General features: G+C 43.9%; 20 protein-coding genes. 5 read left to right on the top strand and 15 right to left on the bottom strand.

Features of this window, described 5'->3' with window-relative positions; all coding sequences use genetic code 11:
• Nucleotides 1-9: 9 nt before the first annotated feature.
• The 6 genes from ACP7AE_RS03680 to nfsB all read right to left on the bottom strand — a co-directional run bounded on the left by ACP7AE_RS03680 (nucleotide 10) and on the right by nfsB (nucleotide 7,310).
• Nucleotides 10-750 (bottom strand): NTP transferase domain-containing protein, encoded by a 741-nt coding sequence (locus tag ACP7AE_RS03680; protein ID WP_201540239.1) that lies wholly within the window; start codon nucleotides 748-750, stop codon nucleotides 10-12.
• Nucleotides 747-2,129, bottom strand: a complete 1,383-nt coding sequence (locus ACP7AE_RS03675) for an XdhC family protein (RefSeq protein ID WP_426241427.1) — start codon at nucleotides 2,127-2,129, stop codon at nucleotides 747-749. Before ACP7AE_RS03675 ends, ACP7AE_RS03680 begins: the two co-directional genes overlap by 4 nt.
• Nucleotides 2,130-2,255: 126 nt before the next feature.
• Complete coding sequence (locus ACP7AE_RS03670) at nucleotides 2,256-4,715, bottom strand: molybdopterin cofactor-binding domain-containing protein (protein WP_426241425.1); 2,460 nt, start codon at nucleotides 4,713-4,715, stop codon at nucleotides 2,256-2,258.
• Between the two features lie 2 nt (nucleotides 4,716-4,717).
• Nucleotides 4,718-5,710, bottom strand: coding sequence for an FAD binding domain-containing protein (locus ACP7AE_RS03665; protein WP_426241423.1), 993 nt, complete (start codon nucleotides 5,708-5,710; stop codon nucleotides 4,718-4,720).
• Entirely contained in the window at nucleotides 5,707-6,354 is a 648-nt protein-coding gene (locus ACP7AE_RS03660; RefSeq protein WP_426241421.1) for a 2Fe-2S iron-sulfur cluster-binding protein, read from the bottom strand. Before ACP7AE_RS03660 ends, ACP7AE_RS03665 begins: the two co-directional genes overlap by 4 nt.
• 299 nt (nucleotides 6,355-6,653) lie before the next feature.
• Nucleotides 6,654-7,310, bottom strand: a complete 657-nt coding sequence (gene nfsB, locus ACP7AE_RS03655) for an oxygen-insensitive NAD(P)H nitroreductase (protein ID WP_426241419.1) — start codon at nucleotides 7,308-7,310, stop codon at nucleotides 6,654-6,656.
• 340 nt (nucleotides 7,311-7,650) lie between these two features.
• Here nfsB and ACP7AE_RS03650 point away from each other — a divergent pair, with 340 nt between their 5' ends.
• Both ACP7AE_RS03650 and ACP7AE_RS03645 read left to right on the top strand, forming a co-directional pair.
• Nucleotides 7,651-8,319 (top strand): DsbA family oxidoreductase, encoded by a 669-nt coding sequence (locus ACP7AE_RS03650; RefSeq protein ID WP_201540245.1) that lies wholly within the window; start codon nucleotides 7,651-7,653, stop codon nucleotides 8,317-8,319.
• Nucleotides 8,320-8,376: 57 nt separating this feature from the next.
• On the top strand, nucleotides 8,377-9,072 hold the full coding sequence (locus ACP7AE_RS03645; RefSeq protein WP_426241416.1) for a haloacid dehalogenase type II: 696 nt from the start codon (nucleotides 8,377-8,379) through the stop codon (nucleotides 9,070-9,072).
• Nucleotides 9,073-9,179: 107 nt separating this feature from the next.
• Here ACP7AE_RS03645 and ACP7AE_RS03640 read toward each other — a convergent pair whose 3' ends face one another.
• A complete protein-coding gene (locus ACP7AE_RS03640; RefSeq protein WP_426241414.1) occupies nucleotides 9,180-10,304 on the bottom strand; it encodes an S-(hydroxymethyl)glutathione dehydrogenase/class III alcohol dehydrogenase in 1,125 nt (374 codons plus the stop codon).
• A 191-nt stretch (nucleotides 10,305-10,495) separates the two neighbouring features.
• Between ACP7AE_RS03640 and ACP7AE_RS03635 the strand changes: the two genes are divergently transcribed.
• A complete protein-coding gene (locus ACP7AE_RS03635) occupies nucleotides 10,496-11,389 on the top strand; it encodes a LysR family transcriptional regulator (protein ID WP_426241412.1) in 894 nt (297 codons plus the stop codon).
• 173 nt (nucleotides 11,390-11,562) lie between these two features.
• A complete protein-coding gene (locus ACP7AE_RS03630) occupies nucleotides 11,563-12,081 on the top strand; it encodes a DUF302 domain-containing protein (RefSeq protein ID WP_426241410.1) in 519 nt (172 codons plus the stop codon).
• A gap of 110 nt (nucleotides 12,082-12,191) precedes the next feature.
• Here ACP7AE_RS03630 and ACP7AE_RS03625 read toward each other — a convergent pair whose 3' ends face one another.
• The 8 genes from ACP7AE_RS03625 to epmB all read right to left on the bottom strand — a co-directional run bounded on the left by ACP7AE_RS03625 (nucleotide 12,192) and on the right by epmB (nucleotide 23,479).
• Nucleotides 12,192-12,470, bottom strand: a complete 279-nt coding sequence (locus tag ACP7AE_RS03625; protein ID WP_201540250.1) for a DUF4031 domain-containing protein — start codon at nucleotides 12,468-12,470, stop codon at nucleotides 12,192-12,194.
• 67 nt (nucleotides 12,471-12,537) lie between these two features.
• Nucleotides 12,538-14,838: a transglutaminaseTgpA domain-containing protein gene (locus ACP7AE_RS03620; protein WP_426241408.1), complete on the bottom strand. Its 2,301-nt coding sequence runs from the start codon at nucleotides 14,836-14,838 to the stop codon at nucleotides 12,538-12,540.
• Nucleotides 14,835-15,884 carry a DUF58 domain-containing protein gene (locus ACP7AE_RS03615; protein WP_426241406.1) on the bottom strand — a complete coding sequence of 350 codons (1,050 nt, stop codon included), beginning with the start codon at nucleotides 15,882-15,884 and terminating at the stop codon, nucleotides 14,835-14,837. Before ACP7AE_RS03615 ends, ACP7AE_RS03620 begins: the two co-directional genes overlap by 4 nt.
• A gap of 148 nt (nucleotides 15,885-16,032) precedes the next feature.
• On the bottom strand, nucleotides 16,033-17,061 hold the full coding sequence (locus ACP7AE_RS03610) for an AAA family ATPase (RefSeq protein ID WP_426241696.1): 1,029 nt from the start codon (nucleotides 17,059-17,061) through the stop codon (nucleotides 16,033-16,035).
• Between the two features lie 218 nt (nucleotides 17,062-17,279).
• The gene (locus ACP7AE_RS03605) at nucleotides 17,280-17,744 is read right to left on the bottom strand and encodes a c-type cytochrome (protein WP_045444348.1); all 465 of its coding nucleotides are present in this window, start codon (nucleotides 17,742-17,744) and stop codon (nucleotides 17,280-17,282) included.
• A gap of 289 nt (nucleotides 17,745-18,033) precedes the next feature.
• Nucleotides 18,034-20,121: an EAL domain-containing protein gene (locus ACP7AE_RS03600; protein ID WP_426241404.1), complete on the bottom strand. Its 2,088-nt coding sequence runs from the start codon at nucleotides 20,119-20,121 to the stop codon at nucleotides 18,034-18,036.
• 354 nt (nucleotides 20,122-20,475) lie between these two features.
• On the bottom strand, nucleotides 20,476-22,251 hold the full coding sequence (locus ACP7AE_RS03595) for a hypothetical protein (RefSeq protein ID WP_426241402.1): 1,776 nt from the start codon (nucleotides 22,249-22,251) through the stop codon (nucleotides 20,476-20,478).
• A gap of 220 nt (nucleotides 22,252-22,471) precedes the next feature.
• On the bottom strand, nucleotides 22,472-23,479 hold the full coding sequence (gene epmB, locus ACP7AE_RS03590) for an EF-P beta-lysylation protein EpmB (protein WP_426241400.1): 1,008 nt from the start codon (nucleotides 23,477-23,479) through the stop codon (nucleotides 22,472-22,474).
• Between the two features lie 167 nt (nucleotides 23,480-23,646).
• Between epmB and efp the strand changes: the two genes are divergently transcribed.
• Nucleotides 23,647-24,222, top strand: a complete 576-nt coding sequence (gene efp / locus ACP7AE_RS03585; protein WP_193012364.1) for an elongation factor P — start codon at nucleotides 23,647-23,649, stop codon at nucleotides 24,220-24,222.
• Nucleotides 24,223-24,486 lie beyond the last annotated feature (264 nt).

The raw sequence follows: 24,486 nt of genomic DNA, 5'->3' as shown, positions 1-24,486 counted from the left end.
CTGTTGATACTATTTATCCAGCCAGCCTTGTTGCTTGGCATGAGCAAGTTGCTCAGGAGTATCGATATCATAGCTCAGTTGATTACTAACAACGGTACTTATCTGACTGGGCGGCAAACCTCTAATTAAATAACGCAGCCCTTTATCGCCTACCAGCAATGCTTGCCACTCTCTGAGTAAATCAGAATCAATCGTTAAAGGTAGTCCGATAATATTTTGCTTTAATGCAGTGGCAGCAGACGTTTCATTTAAATTCATATTATTTGAATGCTGCCAGCTACCATAAGTACTTGCCACTACAGACCGCTTATCTGCCAGCAGTTTTGCCAAATGCTGCTCATCGAGTAAAACTTGATCAACACCCATAATGACGACGCGCTCGATTAATGAGCTTGTTAACTGCGTGACCGCCTCAATAGCCAAATTCAAACTATACGCCATACCTATTTCAGGCGTGGGATTTACGACCATTTGAATCATAGAGTACTGAAAAGCCAATTCATTCATCGCACTGGCTATTGATGGTTGATTATCAGGAATGACTATAATAATTGCTTGCGGTTTTGTAGAAAGTGCGAGTTTGGTCATGAAGCAAATTAAGGGTTCGCCATCTTTACACAGTAACTGTTTTGCTTGACCTAAACGCAGGCTCAGTCCACTGGCCAAAATAATGACCACATGGTTTGGTGGCTTTGATAGATTTATTGGCTTTAGTTGCGTAGATGCTAAAATAGATGCGTCGCGGCTCATGATAAATTTATCGCGGCACGAGCACTTGTCGCAGTCGTCTCTATAGAATCAATATGCGTAGAAAACAGCGTTGTAAAGTTAGTATTTGAAAGATGAGTGTCTGAGTTTTCTGCTGATAGGTTTTGATTGTGCACGACCGCATTGACTTGTGCCATGATACCCAGTGCTAAGGCTTCAGGTCCATCTCCGCCCAGCTTATAACCAATCGGATAATGCAGTTTTTTGATACCTAGGTTTAAACTGGCAGGATTTGTAAGCGTTGTACTAATTTCTTCGATTAAGCGCTCGGTACGGTAGCGTGGTCCTAGTTGTCCAAGATATTTATAGTGATTAGCATGCTCTAATAATACGCCAAGGCGAGCACGGTCTTGGCTGAGACTATGCGACATCAAAGCAACGGCGGTATTTTTACTTAGTTTTAGTAAAGTGTCACTATCATCTAACGCCAGTACCATCACTCTATCTGCCTGAGGAAAACGCCGCTGCGTGGCATATTGCACTCGACTGTCTACCACTGTCACATGCCAATCTTGTAGCTTTGCCATCGTAACTAGCGGCATCACATCATTGCCAGCACCACAAATCAGCAAACGTATCTGTGGTTCCAGTCTTTGTACAAACCACTCTGTGGTACCGTCTTCGCCATCCACTTTAATATATTTAGCACTATTATCAAATATTTGATATTTCGCTAATACGTCAACAGCATGGATAACTGTGCTTGAAGCATTAGATACCACTTTACCTGAATTATTAGCGTCGATAGCGGTGAGTTTTCCTAACTTGATATAATTGTCTAGGTTAAGACGCAAACCAATTTGAAGTTCAGAGTTTGGATTATTTTGGTTATTAAAATGGATTGTAGAGCGAATTAAAGTTGCTACCGTTACTGGCTGCTGAGACTGACGAACCTGACTGATGACATTTAACAAAGGCATTGCCGTTGCCAACCGTTCAAACAACACGTGTACGCGCCCATTACAGCCTAATCCAAAATTCAATTCGTCCGAGTCAATATCTTGTTCATCGTATTTATTATCTATGCCTTTAATATCACTACCTCTATCAAAGTCAAAATCATCTTCTGATATGCTCGCTGGCACATTACCATTTTCAGCATATTCGATGTCGTCACCCGTTTGGTAAACTTGCACGTTTGCACCATCACGCGTGAGCCAGAAAGCACGTTTGATAATATGTGGCTCCAAGCAGCCGCCGCTAATCATCCCGACCGAACGACCATCTTCACAGATGAGCATCATCGCGCCTGCGAGGCGATAGGCTGACCCTTCGGTACGCACGACGGTTGCTAGTACAGCGTTAACCTGTTGTTGCTGAGCCTCGCGTGCCAGCTTAAGAATATCAGCAATTTGATTCATAACGCCTCTTATATACTCTCTATCATTGATGTCTATATACGGTCTATATCCATCATAGCCCACTTATAAAACCCGCTAACGACTACAATTAGCGGGTTTATATTGTCCATCTATTTGACTAAAAACCTATTCTGGTAGCTCATAAAGTAATTTGTCGAGGGTAATAGGAAAGTCATAAACTCGTACACCCACGGCGTTGTAAACGGCATTAGCAATAGCAGCGGCAGCACCTGCAATCGCCGTTTCCCCAATACCTTTTATATGCATTGGATTGGTGTACGGATCGTCCTCTTCTACCAAGATAACATCAAGCTGAGGAACATCCGCATTGACTGGGACATGGTATTCTGCAAGATTATGATTACATAGCCGACCGTCACGCTTATCGTGAATCACCTGCTCCATCAATGCCGAACCAATACCAAATACCATGCCGCCATAGCACTGTGAGGTCGCAGTTTTGTGATTGAGGATACGCCCTGCTGCAAAGGCACCAGTCATACGTTTAACGCGTATTTCACCAGTCACTCGGTGTACAGCGACCTCGGCAAAGTTAGCACCAAATGACGCTTGGCGATGACTTTTTGCATTTTTACCCGGTGCAATTTGACCTTTTGCACTGACTTTTTGGTCATCATATTGAGCGACAATACCGGCTAATGAATGAGTCTGGAAATTACTAAAGTCATATTCTTTCGATTCAGTTAGTGAGATTCCCGTTATTTCAGCTAATTTATCTTTTAAATCAGCCACTTTATCTACGATGTTATCGCCCAAACCTGCTACTTTTTCTTTTCCTGCTTCTATAACGGTTTCTACCACTGTTTCTACCAAATTAGCATCATGCTCACCTATCTGCTTAATTTGACCGTTATCCAGCTGAATGGTGTCAGGGTATAGACCGACTTTTTCTGCGATCATCTCACGTAGCTGCTGACAAGCAAGATAAATACTACTGCCTGAACTGGCAGCGCCCATACTGCCCCCTGAGCCTACCGCAGGTGGCAAACTGGTATCACCAAGCTTCATTTCAATATGATCTATTGGTAGCCCTAATAAATCTGCAGCAACCTGAGTAAATACGGTATAAGAACCTGTACCGATATCGGTCATGTCTGTCTCGATTACCGCCTTCACGCCCAGTGCTTTTGAGTTATCTATTTGCAGGGTCGCCCGTGCTTCTGATGGCGCTAAGCTGTTGCCGCGAGCTGCCGCTGCCATACCCATACCCACCCACCAATCACCTTCTAAGCGAGTGGCAGGCTTAGCATTGCGTTGATTCCAGCCAAACTGTTCAGCCGCTTGATCGATACAAGCGATAAGCTTACGCGTTGAAAACGGAATGTCTTTACTAGGATCTTGCTCAGGCTCATTGCGACGGCGCAGCTCGACAGGGTCTAGGTTGAGTTGCTCTGCCAATTCATCCATCGCACACTCAAGGGCAATCTGTCCGACTGCTTCGCCAGGGGCACGCATCGAGCCTGACAATACTTGGTTCATGTCTACTTGTTGGTAATTGACTCGGCGATTGTCGCCGCGATACAGATAATGCGTAGAGAGCGCTGCTGGCTCAAAAAAGGCTTCTCCTGGCAAATTACTAGAGACCGTCTCATGAATCATGGTGTCAATAATACCGTCTTCACTACAGCCAATTGCGATGCGTTGACGCGTGTTTGAGCGTCTAATCGTCGCCTCCATCACTTGCGGGCGCGTCATGGTAATTAACACGGGACGACCCAAGTCCTTTGCGGCGAGTGCGGCGGCTATCGATTCTGGAGAAATCCCAAGCTTGCTACCAAAACCGCCACCGACATAACGAGCGATTAATTGCACATTATCTGCATCCAAATCCAATGCATCCACGATTTGCTTTTTGCACGAGGACAGCATTTGATTAGACGAATACATAATCAGCTTCTCACCTTCCCAGTGAGCAAGCGTTGCATGAGGCTCCATCGCTGCGCTGTTTTGACTTGGCGTATGATAAAAGCGGTCAAGGGTTACCGCAGCATTTGCGAGGCTTTGTTCTGGATTACCCTTTTCTGAATTTTTATCCGAACCTTTTTTTTCATTAACGTCATGAACATTTGGTAGCTCTGCCGTAAAGTTCAATGCCGCCTGATTAGTCTCATCTTCATAAGTCACTTTGAGCGCTTTTGCACCTTCGGTCGCCGCCTCAAACGTCTCAGCAATGACAACTACTATCGGCTGACCATGATAAAAAATTTCACTAACGCCTTGCTTAGGTGATTTGGTTGCACCGCCTTGTTGGGCATTGCGTAAAAAGTGCTCAGGATCGGTCACCACTTTAATAATCTCAGGAACACCCTCTAAAGAGCTGCTATCAATTTGCTTAACGCGCCCTTTAGCAATGGTTGCACTCACCAAGACACCATAGGCTTGATTGTCTAAATAAATCTCTGCCGTATAAGGTGCTTGACCACTGACTTTTAGTGACCCTTCAACACGGTTAATGGGCTTACCCACCAATTTACTCGCTGTTTTATCAAAAAGTGATTCGACAGGCGCATTCATCATCATTTTTTTGGTCGGTTCTGCTGGTAATATTGAATCCAATAACGACATGATTATGCTCCCTTGCCCGCTAATGCGCGTTGAATAACTTGTTTAAGTAGACGACGAGTCAGCGGTATTTTGAAATCATTTTGACCACTACCTTTAGCCTCTTTTAATAATAAGTCCGCTGCTTGTTTGATGACATTTTCATTGCCATCAGTACCCGTCAGCAATGCCTCAACGGCTTCGTTGCGCCATGGCTCAGTACCAATACCGCCGAATGCTAAGCGCACTGTGTCCAAACGCCCATTATCAGTCACGTCTATGATTGATGCACAAGACACTAAGGCAAAAGCATAGGACGCGCGATCACGCACTTTGTCATAAGTGTGCATGCCTTTGATGGGCGCTGGCAACACAACATGAGTGATAAGCTCACCAGACTCTAAAACGTTTTCGATATGTGGCGTATCTTTTGGTAGACAATAAAAGTCTTTAATCGCGATTTTACGCGTTGAACCATCCGTTTTTAACGTCTCAATAGTGGCATCTAATAAGCGCATCGCGACGGCCATATCAGATGGATGCTGGGCAATACAGGACTCGCTAGTACCTAAAATTGCCAAGGTACGATTTTCACCATTTATCGCTAGGCAACCAGAACCTGGGTTGCGTTTATTGCAGGCGCTGTCTGTCTGATAAAAATAATAACAACGAGTACGTTGCAATAGATTACCGCCCGTCGTCGCTCTATTACGCAACTGTCCCGTCGCACCTGCCAAAATCGCCCGTGATAGCACTGGGTAATTGGCAATAACCTCAGGATGCGCGGCCAAGTCGCTATTGGTCACTAGCGTACCGATGCGTAGGCCACCATCTGTAGTCTTCTCAATTTGAGCTAATGCTAAGCGAGTGATATCCACCAGCTTAATTGGCGTTTCAATCTCTAACTTCATCAAATCTAAAAGGTTGGTACCCCCTGCGATAAATGAGGCGTCTTTTACACTAGCAGATTGGGCTGCCTGCTTTGGCGCGGTAGCACGGCTATACTCGAAACGTTTCATGAGCGATCTCCTAACCTGCTAGTTGCCGCCTTATTCTTCATAGATTGACTACCTAGCTGCGCTTCACTAGGTGGTGGCGACCAAATACCCGTCACCTCTGATTTTTGTACTGCGTCAGTTTTAGATGAATCATTCATTTCATTTTCTAGTACTTGTGAGATGGCTTTAATAATATTGGGATAAGCAGAACAGCGGCAAATATTGCCACTCATACGCTCAGCGATTTCTTGAAGCAGCAATCCATCAGGATTTTGCAAATCTGTAGTGACATGACTGGGCCAGTTTTGTTTAATCTCATCGATCAGCGCTGTTGCTGAACAAATTTGCCCAGGGGTACAGTAACCACATTGAAACGCATCATTATCTTTAAAGGCTTGTTGTAGCTCCGATAATGATTCGGGCATGCCAATACCTTCAATCGTGGTAATGTCATCACCATCGTGCATAACTGCCAAGGTCAAACAGGCATTGACCCGACGCCCATTGATAAGTATGGTACAAGCGCCGCATTGACCATGATCACAGCCTTTTTTAGGCCCCGTAATTTTAAGGTGCTGACGACAGACATCGAGTAAGGTCGTGCGTGAATCAAGATTGTCGAGCTGATAATCTTGCTTATTAATGGTTAAGTTCAAGGTAGGCATGCTGGCTTCTCGCTGGCAGATAATCATAAAAAATAGGGTTAAACGCTCCTTAAAAGTCGCGCCAATCGATTTATTATGACTTATTAGAAATGTCGATTTGTTTTCACTTTGTAGTTATTACAGTGTAGTTTTTAATCTATGAAAACTTTACTTCTCACTATTCTATCTCGCTTATTCACCATCAATTTTATAAATGAAACTCAAAAACTCATTTTATTAGCAAAAAAATAGCGCTATAAACATGCCGTTTATAACGCTATTTGAGTTCAATATAGTCAGTTAAAAATACCAGTCGGGCATTACGCTTTAGTAATTATGCTCGCTTCACTCAATCGAGATTTTGGCAAATCGGCATTAAAATCATCTTCACTACGATAACCCAGTGAGATAATGGCAACAGCTGTGTAGCCTTTGCTACGTAGCTCAAACTCTTCATCGAGTGCCTTTAGATCAGCGCCTTCCATCGGTACGGCATCAATGCCTAAAGTAGCAGCACCCAGTAATAATGCGCCCATATTTAGGTACACTTGCTCGACCAGCCAATGTGGCTCGTCTTTTTGCTCATAACGGCGAATGTCCAAAAACATTTTGCGCACTTGATGCATTTGCTCTTTGAATTTTGGTTCTGCGAAGCGGCCATCCACCTCTTCTTTATCCAATACCTCATGCAAAAATTCATCATCAGCATAGATACGACTACAGAAAATGATAACGTGAGAGGCATCTTTCACCTTTGCTGTGTTGAAATCAAACATCCCTTGCGTACCTTTTGCGATACGTGCCTTGCCAGCCTCATCATCAGCGATCACAAAATGCCAAGGTTGGATATTGGTGCTTGATGGGCTAAGTCGTAGGATATCCTTTAAACTTTGAAAGTCTGCTGCTGATATTTTTTTATTGGCATCAAACTCTTTGGTGCTGTAACGCCAGTTCATGGCTTCAGTGATATTTTTCATTTATGACTCCAAGATTTTTAGTACCGCCACTTTAAGCAAAAACCCGTTTGATGACCGTTACAGATTGGTTAAGTAGTCACTTATTTTGTTATTAAGTTGCTGATAATTCAGTGCATCGCTGAGTTATTTGAGCCGCCATTTGAACAGTTATTTAAGCAGATACTTATTAGACGGACACTCATTAAACAGTAACTTAGACAATATTGTAATTGTTCCCTCATTCTCTTAGCATTAGTTAATTAGCATTAGTTAATTAGCATTGATAATGAACATTGATTTATAAGGCGGTCGACCACAGACAGCTTATATAAAAAATGAATACTGAATTAGGCAGATAGATATGGAACATTCAAAGCAGTTATCCTCAGAGCAGCCACTACGCATAGATATCGTCTCAGACGTTGTTTGTCCTTGGTGCGTCATTGGTTACCGCCAGCTGACAGAAGCTCTCAAGCAAACCAACACCGAACACGAGATTCACTGGCATCCGTTTGAGCTTAATCCAAATATGCCAAGCGCAGGACAAAATATGCGTGAACATATTATGGAGAAATATGGTTCGAGTAAGCAAGAATCTGATGCTAGCCGTGCTCGATTAATGGAAGCGGGTAATGAGGTTGGCTTTACGTTTAACTTTAACGATGACACGCGTATGCACAATACGTTCAACTTGCATCAATTGCTGCACTGGGCAGATCAGCAAGGTCGCATGCATGACTTAAAGCAGGCGTTATTCATCGCTCATTTTACCAATGGTCGCAATATTTCTGACAATGCCGTGCTTGCTGATATCGCAGCAGAGATTGGACTAGATCGTGATGAGGCGCTAGCCGTATTAGCAGACCAGAGGTTCGCTAAAGAGGTGCGCGCAGAAGAGCAACATTGGCAACAACAAGGCATTCAAAGCGTACCAGCGGTAATTTTTAATAAGCGTCATCTGGTTAGTGGTGCACAAGGCGTAGAAAATTTCAAAAATATCTTGCAGCAGTTGGCTAACATGCCAGACTAGTTTTCCTGACGAGGTTTTTTGGCAAGGTTTCTTTAGCTGTTCAAAAAAGGATCTATTATGTTCTCTGATAAGTCTCTCCCTATTATCGTGTTTGATGTCAATGAGACGCTACTCGACATTACCTCTCTTGAGCCATTATTTGCTCGCCTATTTGGCAATAAAATACTACTAAGAGAATGGTTTGCGCAATTGGTGCTATATTCACAAACCATGACGTTATCAGGACTTTATACGCCTTTTGGCGAGCTTGGCGTCAGTGCCTTACAGATGACCGCTGATATTCATAACGTTAGGCTGATAGATAGTGATGTCGACGAATTAAAAGAGCGTATGAGCAAAATGCCTGCTCACCCTGATGTAGTTCCTGCATTAACCAAGCTGCGTGAGGCAGGGTTTCGACTGGTGACGTTGACCAACTCAGCAAATAGCGCTTCCCCGACCCCGCTTGAAAAAGCCGGCATCAGCCATTTCTTTGAACAGCATTTTAGTGTTGAAAGTGTCGGTAAATTCAAGCCTGCGCCTAAAACCTACCAAATGGTCGCTAAGGAGCTGTCTGTTGAAACTTCAGAGTTGTGTTTAGTTGCCTGTCACCTTTGGGATACGATAGGCGCGCAAGCGGCTGGCTGCCAAGGGGCTTTTCTCACGCGACCGCACAACGCTTTATTATCAGCGCCAAACGTTCCAGCGCCAGACTTTGTAGCAGCAGATCTAACCACGCTTGCCGAACAGATAATTTTTTCCACTAAAAGATAATTGCCAATGCCAAAAAAATGCCGCCCTATATAAGGACGGCATTTTTGGTTTAGCATACTGCTATTTTATAAGGCTAAATCTATAATCACTATTATTAATAATGATTTTTAAAAATGAATAACCGTACGGATACTCTCGCCTTTATGCATCAAATCAAACGCTTCGTTGATATCCTCTAATGGCATGGTATGGGTAATGAAATCTTGTAGTGGAATCTCACCAGCCAAATAACGCTCAACATAACCTGGTAATTCACTGCGACCTTTTACGCCGCCAAATGCTGAACCGCGCCAGACACGACCAGTCACTAACTGGAATGGGCGCGTAGAGATTTCTTGTCCAGCACCAGCAACACCGATGATGACCGACTCGCCCCAGCCTTTATGGCAGCACTCAAGCGCTGAACGCATGACATCGACGTTACCGATACACTCAAATGAATAATCGACGCCGCCATCGGTCAATTCAACGATGACTTCTTGAATTGGCTTGTCATAATCTTTTGGATTGATGCAGTCGGTTGCGCCAAGCTTTTTAGCCAGCTCAAATTTGCTCTCATTGATATCAATAGCAATGATACGACTGGCTTTTGCCATTGCCGCACCGATGACCGCTGATAGACCAATACCGCCGAGACCAAAGATAGCAACGGTTGCACCCTCTTCAACTTTTGCAGTATTCATCACTGCACCCATACCCGTGGTGACACCGCAACCCAATAAGCAGACTTCTTCTAGTGGGGCTTCTTTATTTACTTTCGCCAAAGAAATCTCAGGCAACACGGTATATTCAGAGAAGGTTGAGCAGCCCATATAATGATAAATTGGCTCACCATCTTTATAAAAGCGCGTAGTGCCGTCTGGCATTAAGCCTTTACCTTGGGTCTCGCGTACCGCTGAGCACAAGTTGGTTTTGCCTGAGGTACACATTTTACAGACGCCACATTCTGCTGTGTATAAAGGAATGACATGATCGCCGACTTGCACACTGGTGACGCCTTCGCCGATTTGCTCAACGATACCGCCACCTTCATGACCCAAAATCGCTGGGAATACCCCTTCTGGGTCTTCACCAGATAAAGTAAAAGCGTCAGTATGACAGACACCGCTTGCCACGATTTTTACCAATACTTCGCCTTTACGGGGCAGCATCACATCCACTTCTTCGATAGATAGTGGCTCCTTTGGACCCCAAGCAATGGCGGCTTTTGATTTAATAAATTTATCTGACATCGTTATCTCTCTTTTTAATTCATTTTATGGGTTATTAAGCGCAGACCTCTATTCAGCTTATCTTGCTTGTTGAATGGAGGCAAGCGGCAGTTGTAGCAGTCTGTAAAGCTTTATACTGACTATTATAGTTTTTTCTATAGCGATAACAATGTGCTATATTTGCAAATATCTTTTACACAGTGGTAATAATCATGCGCTGGGATGGTATTAGCGAATTTGTTTATGTAGCAGAGCACGAAAGCTTTACGCGCGCGGCAAAAGAACTGGGTATTTCTACCGCGCAAGTCAGTCGGCAGATAAGCGCTTTAGAGAAACGACTGAATATTAAACTGCTGTATCGCACGACGCGTCAGGTATCGCTGACTGAAGAAGGTCGCGTGTTTTATCAGCACTGCCGCGGTGTGCTCGATGGCTTGGATGCTGCTGAACAGGCGGTTAGCAACTTACAATCAAAGCCGCAAGGTAGGATTAAACTGACCGCTCCTGTGACTTATGGCGAGCAGCAATTATTGCCACTGGTCAATGATTTCATGGTGCAATATCGCGATATCGAAGTGACGGCGTTTTTGAGCAATCAAAAAATCGACCTCATTGATGGCGGTTATGATTTGGCGATTCGTATCGGAAAATTAAGTGATTCGACGATGATGGCAAAAAAACTCAGCCGTCGTACCAATTTCGTCTGTGCCGCGCCTGCTTATCTCGAAAAATACGGCATACCACATTCTTTGAGCGATCTGAGTCAGCATAACTGCTTACTTGGCACGCGTGACTATTGGCACTTTATAGAAGATGGAAAAATAGATTCTGGAAAAAATGCTGATAAAGAAAAAAACCTGCGCGTGTCTGGCAGTGTCCAATATAACAGCGGTCACAGTCTAGTCGATGCGGCGTTAAAAGGTCTGGGTATCGTCCAGCTACCTGATTATTATGTGCAAAAATACTTAGCATCAGGTGAGCTGGTCAGCTTATTGAATAACTATCGAGAGCCTGAAGAAAGTATCTGGGCCATATATCCGCACAACCATCATTTATCGCCAAAGATTAGACTGCTCGTTGATTATCTAGCAGAGCATTTGGTTTAGCTATGCGTTTTGGCTTAGGCATTTTTTAAGGTGTGTTGCAATGCGAGGCTTTACTATGCGCGGTTTATTACGCACAATGCTACTAAGCACAAGGAATATCATGGCTCACACTAAATATTCGATCTTGCCAGCCATCATGTGCTGAATAAACAATGACAATAAAAGGACTTTTTATGCTTAAAATTATCTCTATCGCTGCCCTAGCATTGGCCGTATCTTCCTGCGCCAGTGTTGAAAATATTTTAAACGCGCCGGACAAAGCACCATCAACGCCAGCAACGATGACTGCTATCGATGCCGAAAAAGGCTTGGTTACGATGCAAAGCAATCATTCCGTGCAAGATACTGCTGATAAACTGGCGGCAGTTATTGAAAGCAAAGGTATGAAAGTATTTGCACGCGTCGATCATCAGAAGAATGCCCAAGGTGTCGATTTAACATTAAGACCGACGCAAGTGATTATGTTTGGTAATCCAAAAGCGGGTACGCCATTGATGAATTGCGAGCAAAGCGTCGCTATCGATTTGCCGCAAAAAATTCTCATCAGTGAAGATGCTGATAAAAAAGTTTGGTTGTCGTACAATAATCCTGAATATCTCAAAGACCGCCATAATATAAAGGGTTGTGATACCCAATTGGCGAATATCGCAAAAGCCCTTGATAGCGTTAGTAAAGCAGCAGTTGCAAAATAAGCTATAAATGAAAACCTGAACAAAAAAAAGGTGGAATGCAAAAGCACTCCCACCTTTTATTTGCCTTTAAAAAATTAACGTATTAGCAATCTTCAGACTGTGCTACTTGCTCATATAGCGCTGTTTAGATCGTGTAGCTCTATTTTTAACTTCTTTGCACATTCGATAATCTTTTTTCGACCAGCAGGAATAGCCCCATATTCAATCGCTATTTCTCGCATTTGTACCGTGAAGTCATAGTGCGGATAGCTGGCGTTTCGATGGAATAAGCGCTTATCCACTTCAATTAGTGCGGCAAAATCATGCAGCTCTTGCAGGGTATCTGCCAGCATGTGGCACCACTTATAGCCTTTAAATTCTATCTGCATAAAATCCACATATATCGCCATAGAACCGTCTCCTTTATTATCCTTAACTTTTTATCATGTGTTAAGCAACGCTTTCACAGAGCAGCCATTAGAACAATTCACGTGCATCTTTCTTAAGCTGTTTCAGGATAGTTTGGTATTCGCTATGATTGGTTCCAAGCGTGCTTAGACGTCCATAACGCAGTTGACGATAGTCCTGCCTCATCTGCATGATTTTTGCTTGGGCAATGTCTGAATCACCGCTATCTGTTAGCTTACTAGCTTTACTGCTCTTATTATTGCTTTTAGCATTGATATCAGCGTTAATATCAGCCTTTGAATCATTTTCTCGGTCATTAACCGCTATTGCCACACGCTCAAGCCAAGCCAACTGACCTTCACTTTCATCACGAGCAAGTGATTTATCCGCTTTGCCAATACGTTTTGATAACTGTGCAAGCGGCTGGTCTGCTGGATGCCAACGCTTACGGCGACGTTGCCAGATGATAAAGACCAAAATAGCCATGACGGTAATAGCACTCACTGCCAACCAAATAATTTGCTGCATCACTGAGCGGATATTAAACCATTTGAGTAGCGAGTCTGCTTGTTTGTCCTGATCGTAACCGACGACGTCTTTTTGCCAATAGTAGCTGGCTTGGTCGGACAGACGGCGTAAGGTTTGTAGCATTTGATACTGCTGATAGCTGATTTGTGCGCTAGCGCCATCGCCGAACATTGCCGCTCCTTGTGCCTGCGTCAGCGCATCCATCCCTTGCTCGACACGCTCAGGCGCAACAAAAGCAGTCGGATCGGCACGTACCCAGCCTTGACCCTCAAGCCACACTTCCGTCCAAGCATGCGCATCCTTTTGCCGCACCTCCCATACATTACCACCGCGGCTCAGCTCACCACCTTGATAGCCGGCGACGACGCGCGCGGGTATGCCAGCGGCGCGCAGCATAAAGGTAAAACTGGAGGAATAATGCTCACAAAACCCAGCTTTGGTCTCAAATAAAAACTCGTCAATACGGTTATTACTCAGCCGTGGCGGTGATAACGTATAACGAAATTCTGTTTGATTAATCCAGCGTTCAATAGCCGCCATATAGCGCACTGGGTCTGAGTCTGATTGCGCAAATAACTGCTGTGCCAGTGCTCTTGCTTGCGGATTTCCGTCGGCTGGCAAGGTAAGATTTAGACGTCGTAACTCATCAGAGAGAATCGGATCGATACGCATCGGTGCAAATTGCAATACGTCATAACGTAACTGCTGAGTGACGGGCTGATCTTTTAATAAGGTAAAGTTTGAAGTAATACTGACATCTTGGCGCTGGGCAAAAGGATAATCAAGTCCAAATAGCCAGTTTTGCTGCGTCGGCTCTAGGATAATTTCATAGCTGGTAGGCGCAACCTTTACTTCATCAGGGACAGTTGCAAAGGCATTCTCAATCCAAGATGGCATTTGCGGTGCAGGTCGCCATTGTCGTTGCTGAGGGCTAGGACGCCATGTAATACCGTCAAAGTCGCTAAACACCAAACCACGCCAATATAACTGCTGTTGCGGCGGGCGATTATCTGCAAACTCTACCCGAAACGCCAGCTCAGTCGATTGTCCTAAATTGGCAAAATCACCGGGTGACATACTGTCGGACACGCCAGTGGTTGCTTGCTGACCTGATAGCTGTACTGACCATAGTGGTGGCAAGCGCGGGAAGAACAAAAATAGCACGACTAATAACGGTAATGCCCCGATACCCAGCACACCCAAAGTACGCAAGCGACCATCACCGCGAGTGTTGCCGTCATCATTAAGCGCAATAAATGCCAATAAAATGACAACTGCACCAACAATCACTTCTAAAGTCGTAACAAGACCTTGATCCATCAAAAACAGCGCGGCAAGGACAAATAGTGATAAATTTAGGACCACATAAGCATCACGCCGTTTATACATCTCCCACAATTTGCTAATGAGACATAGCACTAAAAACGCCACGCCCATATCCAGTCCAAACGCTGTATTGTAAGTCAGCCATAGACCTGCCAGCCCCAATAAAAAGCCGAGCATTTGCATGCCTTGATAGACACGTTTTAAATGCGCTGTTTTTTTAAACTTAGCTTTTATAGACGGTAGCTGTGCGGCGATGCTGACCACCGCAAAACCTATCAACCAAAACGGCAGATGCGCCGCATGAGGTAAAATAACGGTAATTTGAGCAATTAGTACCCAATAATAAGCAGGCAATGCGAATAGCTTACGAGTCCATTTTGCAGCGCTATCCTGTAGAACACGATCAGTGACGTTTTGACCCAGTGCCAACTGCTCAAAGCTTGTGGGACTTGTTTCAGGAAAACCTATAAATGTGTTTTCAGCGTCATTTGTAGGGAATCGTTCAGAGTTGTTCATGGCGTTTTCGCCAATTTTAGCAAGCACGCTTGTGCAAAACTGTCGCCTTCACCCATTGGTGCAGTAGACTGGGTATCATTGGGTAAGCGCATATGAAATGTCACGCCCAGCTCACCTAATTTCATCGCCCCATACGCCAATTGTGCCAGTTTTTGCTCATGATGTGCTGCTGGCATATCAGCATAATCCAACGTTTGCTCATGACCGACTGGATCAGCAAAGTGCTTAGTCAGCATGCCTTGACCACGTGCTACATGTCCCCACGACACCCGTGCCAGCGACTCGCCTTCAACGTAGTTATCTAGCCGCTCAAAATCATCTTGACCTTGCCGATATTGCCCACCTGTTGGCAAATCCTCCTGACTGGCAACGGCATATTGCGATTGCCAATCAAATACTTCAGGTTTTGGATACACCCAAGCAGTACGGGCAAAATAAACATAGGACCACGCCCGCATAATGCCCAAAGGATAAACCGTTTTTATTTTTAAGCGCGGTAATTCAAACTGCCCACGATTCTGCGTCGGTATTGGCAAGCGAATAATTTTCTCGCCTTGCAGTCGTGTCACCAGTATCGACTGTTTATTATCAGCGCTATGTTTGATTTTTTTATGGGCTTTTTTATCTGTCTTACTATTAAGCTTGCTATTAGCCTGCTCGAAGCTAAATAACAACTGTCGTCTCGGTTGACGGCTCTCACTGCGCAACTGTAAAGTCACCCAAACAGGCGCGCCCGCTTCTGCCATGGTTACTTCTATTAACTGTACTTTAAGACCTGAGATATGGGCAAAGGTTACATGAAAGCTGATCAGCCAGACGCTGACCAAATAAAAACATAAACCTAACACCAAGTTATTGCCATAGTTAATACCAGCGATAAAGGTGATGATTAATAACACCGCATATAGAGTCCCTTCACGGCTAAAAAAGATATAGACGTTACGCAAATTGAGGGTGGCACTATCACTTTTGGGCGCACGCGAGGCAAACCAACGGCTTAATGCTGAAGTGGCTGGTACGGTTAAGGCTTTTGGCAAAAAGCTCATGACTACCCTATCCTTACCATAAAATTGATACTCTCATTCATAATTGGTGATAGCTTTAAAAACAAATACGCTATGAAACAACAAGCAGCTGAAAAATAAATACTCAGATAACAGTGATTGTAATAACAACTATTTAAATAACCACCATTTAATTGATAACAGCCACTTCTGCCAATATACGTTGTGCGATGGTCTGTGTCGCCTGCCCACCAGTCACATGCGCTGGGACAAAACGCTGACCGAGACGATGATCTGTGACCGCGGCAAACACCGCTTGGATATCCTCAGGTGTCACTTCCATATGCCCCGATACATACGCATAAGCCTGCGCGGCTCGCTGTAGCGACAATACTCCACGCGGTGATAAGCCATGATACTCGGAGCTTGCTCGTGTCTTTGCGACCAATCGCTGCAGATAATCCAAGACCACATCCGCGACATAAACGTGTTTAACACCTTGCTGTGCTAATAAGACCGCCTCGGTATCAAGCAGCGCATCTAATTTTTTTAGTAGCTCGCGGCGATCCTGACCTTTTAATAGCTCACGCTCTGCGGTAGGCGACGGATAACCAAGCGACAAGCATAATAAGAATCTATCTAACTGCGATTCAGGAAGCGGATAGACACCTGCTTGCTGCAAAGGATTTTGGGTTGCAATGACAAAAAACGGCTGCGGCAAAGGATAGGTTTGCCCATCTTGGGTAACTTGCCGTTCTTCCATCGCTTCTAGTAACGCACTTTGCGTCTTAGGACTAGAGCGATTAATCTCATCAGCGAGTAGCAGCTGAGTAAAAATAGGACCTGCTCGAAACTCAAATTGCTGTTCCTTTTGATCATAAATGCTCATCCCTAAAATATCTGCTGGCAGCATATCATTGGTGAACTGTACACGACTAAAGCTCAAGCCTAATAATTGCGCCAAGCCTTGCGCCAATGTCGTCTTGCCCATACCCGGCAGATCTTGCAGTAACAAATGTCCACCTGCCAAAATACCACTCAGCGCAAGCTTAACCACTTGCGGCTTATCTAACACAATATGATTTAACTGCGCCATAAGTTGGGCAATTTTTTGCTGATTGTGATGATAATCGGCAGCGCTAAAGGTCGAATTATGAATCACCTCTGCTGCTGATTGATGTGGTGTTGTAATGGCTCTATCGATAGCTGCGTGGGTCATAGTCAATTATTGGCTCATTTCTTATGGGATTAGTGTGTCTAGGGCGTGTTCTTATTTTGAAAATGGTGACAAAAATGAGATAAATGGCGGCCAAACAAGGAAAATAGCGCTGATAATATCGAGATATTAACCAATTGTTTGACGTGGTTTGGCAAAATTCAACCATCTTTAGCCCATTTAGTCGCTTTCGTTTAGCTTGAGGACACGCCATAGATTGTCTATTGCTTTGAGTCATCTTCAGTTATCGGCGCGGCGGCACGAAGCGTTGACAGATAAGCGATGACATCTGCGCGTTCTTGCGCATCGGGCATCGGGTTTGATAGCATTTTTGAGTCTAGCATGGCTTTTTCTGCATCCGCAATATAAGGGTCGAGCGTTTGCGCATCCCATACCCAACCTGATGTTTTTAGCCCGTCACTATAGGTGTAATCTTCCAGCTCAGCGGCGGGCGCACCGTATATATTCATCAGCTGCGGACCTTTTTTGTTGAGCCCCGCATTCAGCTGATGACATTGACCACAAGCGTCTTGATAAATGATCGCGCCGTTATCAGCATCACCTTCCGTATAGAGCGGCAATGTCACAGCAGCACGATGATCCGGTGGCGTACTTTCTCCGCAAGCGCTGAGCAATAAAACAGCAGCAAATATACTGCTTATTTGATATTTATTAATGATGGGCATTTTCGGCAATCTTTGGTTAAGGAATGTCAGCTATAGGTGAACAATATAGATAATAAGGTAGGGTCAAACACATGCAAAGTGGAACCCTCTTCACATCTAAACAGCTGCTTGTAAAAACATAACGTTATTTATTGGGGCATATCGAGCCAATAAACAACGCTTATAGGACAGTTTGAGTAAAACTTTTGTAATGTATGACGATAAAGAATTTATGAGCTATTAAGCCGTGTAGAGTATTCCATAAATAGGCACTGTTGATAGTTGCATATCAAACGCACTCTAAATGTCTTTAGGTCGCAACCTTTATCGTACTGCTGGGTTCTTCTAAATAATAGCCTTGTAAATAGCGCGCGCCCACGCTCCAAGCAACGGACATGGTCGCCGCATCTTCAATATAAGGCATCAATACGTCCACATTGACTTCATTAGTACGCATAATAAGTGATTTGACAGTTTCTAAATTGTCTGCTGAATCAATGCCATCCACATAGCTGCGTGCTAAACGCACCATATCTGGCTGCACAAAACTGACAATCTCTATGGATTTGGCAGAAGAACCGAAATTATTGATGCCCATCTGACAGCTGACTTGGCTAAGGGCGGCAAATTGTGTTTTTGCCACTGTGAGATGGTCTGAGACGTCTTTTTCGTTGAACTGCAAGGTAAGTACACCAGCTGCACCGCCCACCGCTTTTATAAGCTGACTGGCAACACTAGGCAGTTTTTTGTCTATCAATGAGGCACTGGTCAATTGCACTAGCAATCTGGCTTCAGGATGCGTTTTACGTACCTCATTGACCTTTTTACAGGCATTGATGAGCACCCAACGATCTATTTTTTCGAGCAATCTATGTGTCTTGGCGACTGCCATAAATTGATCAGGCGTCAATATCGTATTGTCCGCATCCGCCAATGGCAACCGCAGATATACTTCAAAAAAGTCGCTTCGGTCATTGTTAATATCATATATTGGCTGGAAAGATAACTCAAAACGGCTATTGGCAATGGCGTCAACTAAAGATTCGGCAAGCGCATGATCATCACTATTGGCATGCTCGCTTGGATCATATAAATGATAGGTGCCGCCATGATTAGAGGTCTCTATCATAATCTGATTGATGGCATCCATCGCACGTTCGAGCACGATACTTGGCTCTGCTGTATTGGTTTCGATTTTGACAATACCAATACTGACAGTCGTACTGGTCGTACGCTTATCTACTTCAATGAGCATATCACTGATACGTGAACCAATATGCTTAGCCAGTGTTTCAAGCTCTGTGGTGCTCTTATCCTCCACCAGTATAGTAAAGGCGGTATCACTAAAACGACTCACATGCCCGTCTGATATCAGCTCATCTAACGCATAGGCGACTTGCTTGACGGTCGCATCTACCCCTTGCAAACCTAGACTGCTTCTTATTTTACCGACATTATCGAGCTGAATATACAAAAGCCCAGCCGTCAGTACACCTTGACGAGCTTGCTGGTACACGATTGCCATTTGTTCTTCAAAGCCGCGGCGGTTGTTGATTCCTGTCAGACTGTCTTTGCATTCAGCGGCCGCCAAACGCTTGGCGACTTCCGCACTGTTATTATGGTTTTGTTGGATAATAACCTGCGTCACTGGCTCGCCATCTAAGGTCGCTGCTGCCAATTGTAGCTTTGCCTCAAAAGTACTGCCATCCATCCGCTTACTTTCAAAATTGAACTCGACTTCTTGGCGGCTACCTTTATCAAATTGACGTAAGAACTGTTTGAAACCCTTAACGTTATCACCGCCTGCAATCAGGTCAACAACAGGCACGCCTATGGCATCATTCATTGACTCAAAACCAAAAAGCTGAAGATAAGGGTCATTGGCAAAAATATGGATACCCTGATCAATATAGGCGACCGCACTTTTAGAGTTTTTAATCAATACGTTGGCGCGTTGCTCTGCTTCAGAGAGAACATGGCGCAACGTTCTAAGCTCACGACGACTGCGTAAATTATCATGCTGTAGACAGATAGACATCACTACTGCCATTTCTTGGTCTACTTTGAGCGATTTGACCATCGTGCCGCTAATAATATCAGGTAACCCCTCATCATTATTGGTGGACGCTACCATCTCTTCATTGAATAGGCAGATCATAGGCAAATCAATACTTTGCTCTTGAACGACGCCCACCACATCGGTGAAACTCATATCATAAGCATTGCCAAACACCAAGACATCCCACGGTTGTCGAAGTGACTTTAACAGCTCCTCTTTATCGTCCAAAAACCCTAAATTGATGGTGTCATAATAGCAACCTAGTAAGTGCACAAGACGCTCAGCGTAGAGCTGATCGTCATCAATGACTAAGAGGTTTAAGATGGACTGAGTACGCATAAGAAGCCTTTTGGATCTTGTGATCTTATTTTTATGTTTGATACCCTACACCTTTTCCAAGCATTAACCTAGCAAGGAAAATACTATCAGGGATAGGCTTGGCGGTTTTTAGTAGATTGGCATCGTTTTTCGAATCAAGGCGACATCTTGGCGAAGCAAAAACATCGTATAAACGAACATAACTGTATCAATCATTATAGACAATAACTTGACTGATTGCAGACTAACTTATCATCATTATTCAGTACATTTATTCACTGCTATTATCGAATAAAAAAATTCAATGAAGTAACCTTTAAACCAGCATTTATTGACATTACTATTTGACAACTTTCCCATAGACGCTCAAACAAACTACAGCTGCACCACCTCATACTGGCTGAACTCATCCGTAATCAGCAACCTCTGTCCCAAACGTAAAGGGGTTTGTTTGCTATTAATACGCATAATGACTCTATCATTGGTCTGAAAGTAAGAAGTCGGTACAATCAAAGTACCAGTGGTTTGTAGTCGCTCATCTCTACCAAGGATAAATGCTGGCACAAAATGGCGACTACGCGTTTCTCTACCTTCTAAACGCACGCCACAAGCCACTAGCTGATGTCCGAGTACTTGCCACTCAATCTCTGGGTTTTTGCTATCAAAATCAAGCCAGCGCGCCACGCCCATTGACCAATCAGGCGGCGTGATTGTATCAGATCTACAGACTAAAAAAAGGCTCATCATATGTAATGCTGGCGGTGCAGTCGTCGCAGATGCATTCTCATCAGCCACTATATTAAGACTGTCTTTATGAACACGGTTTTTATGAAAGACATCTTTATGAAAGCGGTCTTTATTTAAAATATCTACTGTTTGTGATAATCGTAGGGTACGAAATAATGACAAATCATCATTACGATCAAAGGTTTCACTGGCTAATACGTGGCTGCTGTCTTGTTTTTTATTCACGGTATCATAACGAGGACGCTGCTCATCTGGTAACTCTTTTATAGCGATTAAACTGGTAAAGCTATGCGAATGGCTCACCCGGTAATGAATATTATTAAAACCTGTAATCAAAACAGCGTCTTCTTTCGCACTATGTTTAGTCGCTAGGGTGAGCGGCGGCTGTAAATAGCGGTAATTGAGCGTCATCGCTATTTTATTAAGCAAGTGACTCTCAACGCCGTCACCCCCTTCCGTAACTAAAGCCTGTTTGCGTCGTTTAAGATACTCAACCAGCGGGGCAATTTCTATGAATAAACAGTGATAGCGATCGTCGTATGGGTTGATTGTAGAGCTGGCCGTCAGGTAAGTTGGCGGATTGTCACTTTGTAAATCAACGAACACGCGTGTCTCAGTGGTTGGCTCAATCGTCGCAACGATATGCTTAGCCCATTCAGGTAACAAACGTTGGACGAGCAGAATATTGGGACGACGCATGGCACGTACATTTAATAGACTGTATAAACAAATTTGGCAATACAGCTGATGAACCGTCTTGGCACGCTGGGTGCCTGCCGTAACACTCATATTAATCTCAGCCGCATGATACTGATAAGCAAGGTAATACAGCTGATTGATTTTGTGCCATAAGTAAGATGAGGGTTTTTGATAGCACAGTGCTTCTTCGCCCAATAGCTTCTGGTACATCAGCAGCGTCTGGTAAATAGCAATGGCGAGTGTCGTTGATGAAGACTTATCACCATTAAAATAGCGCTGCCAGCCATTACTTGCAGCGTATTTTCGCTGATTATTGAGCAATGAGGTTTTATGACGTATCACTCTGTCATAGACCATAATCATTGAATAATATAGCGACTTTATTTGAGCCACATAACCCATTTGAATGTCGCTAAGCACGCCTGTCTCATAAATATAAGACTGTCGCAAAGTGGCAATTAACTGATCTGAGGCGTCTATCACTGTCGCCATAAGGGTAAGACGTTGCGACTCATCTATATTAGCTACGCGTAGTACCGTAAGTATTTTTGCCAATTGTTCAGCTTGCTGTGCTTGCGTTTGCGAAGGTAACGCTGCCAACAATTTTAGCAAATAACCTTCTTGGCCATTAGCGGATCGCTTAGAAACTAGGGGCAATGCCTCTGTAGAAGATAGGTGCTCTTGAAACGTCGATAAAGTTATCATCAGTATTCCTAGTAACCTTGAGTAACTTGGCAGGAGGCAAATATTCAACCATGCCGTATGCAACAACACAAGATAAAAGATACAAATCAGCAGCAACCATCAAAATCGACAGCACCCATTTTTAGTAACAATTAAGTTCTATAGCATCATCTAACCGCACGCCCATCTTCTAAAAACCACGCTTTGTTCACTAATTTTTCAATATACCATAGTGCCTATATTAACGATCATTGTAAATATCAATCGGTACTTTGAAAGGTTTATTTGGTAGCTCTCTGACCAGCTTGGGTACCAAGTAACCAGGGAGTGCTGCCAACAATGACCAATACAGCTCAATTGCGAAGCGCTCATCATTATCGAAATGTGCGGCTCCAGCCACTTTGTCTAATACATGCAAATAATAAGGCAGTACCCCACAGGCAAACAAACGCTGACTTAATTGTGTTTGAACAGCAACGCTATCATTGATGCCTTTTAATAGCACCGCTTGATTCAATAACGTTATGCCAGCCGCTCGAGCACGTTGTATATGCTCTGCTGTTAAGGCATCGATTTCATTGGCATGATTACAGTGGATGACCATCACAATATGACAGCGACTTTGAGACAGTCTGGTCAATAATGCATCATCCAAACGCGCTGGTATGACCAGCGGCAAGCGCGTATGTAAGCGAATAGTGGTCAATTGCGGAAGTGACTCTAAAGTATCTAGCCAAGCAAACAGGCGTCTATTTGTCACATTCAGTGGATCACCGCCACTCAAAATCACCTCATTAATCTCAGGGTGTGCGGTAATGTAATCAATGATATTTTCTTTGGCATCAGCCGTCGGCATATTGGCACTATAGTCAAAATGCTGACGGAAACAGTAACGACAATGAATGGCACAAGCACCTGTCACGGTCAATAATACTCTGGATTGGTACTTATGCAGCATACCCTTGACTGGGTTTTGCGTATTCTCGCTCAAAGGATCCGCCACATAGCCCGTTACCTTGATTTGCTCGCGCTGATCAGGCAATACTTGTCTCAGTAAAGGGTCATTGCTATCGCCAATACTCATTTTTGCCACAAATCCACGTGGTACGCGCAGCTCAAAATGCTTAGGCACATAAACCTCTGCCCGCAATGATTCTAGCCTTAGGATGCTTAACAGCTCATCGATAGAGGTAATGGCCTCGGATAATTGCGTTTGCCAGTTTTTTTGTGTGATTAAATGGTTTATCATGACAACCTAATACCTGTGCCCAAAAGTCGCTATTATACGCGCTTAGTGCGTAGCCTATCAAAGCATACGACCTATCCTTTAAACACTTAGCGTAATAAGCGATTTTAACGCAGCAAGCTATTCATTCCCTTATCTACCACCCTATTTATAACCCCTAGGAGTTTCTTGTGGCAAGTTTTTCTACTAATGAATTTAAAGCTGGTCTAAAAGTCATGCTCGATGGCAACCCTTGTGCCATTCTTGAAAACGAGTTTGTCAAACCAGGTAAAGGTCAAGCCTTTAACCGTGTTAAATTGCGCAACCTTCGTAGTGGTAAAGTATTGGAACAAACCTTTAAGTCAGGCGATAGCTTAGAAGCTGCTGATGTCATGGACACTGAAATGAACTATCTATATAACGATGGTGAGTTTTGGCATTTCATGCACCCTGAAAGTTTTGAGCAGATTCAAGCGGACAAAACAGCGATGGGCGATTCAATAAAGTGGCTAAAAGAAAACAGCAATGCACTATGTACCATCACTTTATTCAACGGTACTCCTCTTTCAGTAACACCGCCTAACTTTGTTGAGTTGCAAATCACTGAAACAGATCCTGGTGTGCGTGGTGATACTTCAGGTGGTGGCGGCAAGCCTGCCAAGTTAGAGACAGGTGCTGTCGTCCGTGTGCCATTGTTTGTACAACAAGACGAAGTCGTGCGTGTTGATACTCGCACAGGTGACTATCAAACTCGCGTTAGCCAATAGTATGTAAAAGTCATAGCGCTCGATATAATAGAACTTAACAGTTAGCCTCTAGCTGTTATTCCACAAAAAAGCTGAACCACTGATAAAGCGGTTCAGCTTTTTTTATTTATAAATATTTTTTTAATATTGTCTCTGTAGTTAATTTGATTGAAAAGTATTCCAAAGCAACCGAGTAAAAATTCATATGGAGTATGTCAAGCAAGGTTAACGCTGTGGTTTTTTATAGTGGATGAACTGTCGCTATTGATGACAGCGATGACGTAT

Origin of the sequence: Psychrobacter sp. TWP2-1-2 (assembly GCF_049896785.1) — a bacterium.
Taxonomy (GTDB): Bacteria; Pseudomonadota; Gammaproteobacteria; order Pseudomonadales; family Moraxellaceae; genus Psychrobacter.
The sequence above is the reverse complement of the archived record's forward strand: the minus strand, read 5'-3'. Positions and strand labels throughout refer to the sequence as shown.